Below are 305 nucleotides of genomic sequence, written 5' to 3' on the forward strand. Positions count from 1 at the left end.
CGAGGCCGACCGTCACGCTCTGTACCTGCGCCACCGTGGCGAGGGTGTCGCGGGGGAGCAGGGCGCACACGTCGATCTGCCTGGTCGCCTGTGCGACGGTGGCGCGCTGGGCCTCGGTGTCGGCGGGTGCCGACCAGAACTCCGGTGGCGGTGCCGGGATGGCGGGCGGCGGTGGCGGGGTGTCGGCGGGGTTCGGTGCGTCGTCGCCGCAGCTCGTGAGGACCAACAGCGCGAGCGCGGCGAGTGTGAAGCTGCGCAACATCGTCACCCCTGTTCTCGAACGCGAGCCGAAACCGGTGCCTGGT

General features: G+C 72.5%; 1 pseudogene. It reads right to left on the reverse strand.

Annotated features, from left to right (window positions below):
- Window positions 1–262: pseudogene (locus tag HYG95_RS24445) on the reverse strand (peptidase); the annotation flags it as partial.
- Window positions 263–305 lie beyond the last annotated feature (43 nt).

Origin of the sequence: Nocardia sp. GTS18 (assembly GCF_013839555.1) — a bacterium.
GTDB classification, from domain to species: Bacteria; Actinomycetota; Actinomycetes; order Mycobacteriales; family Mycobacteriaceae; genus Nocardia; species Nocardia rosealba.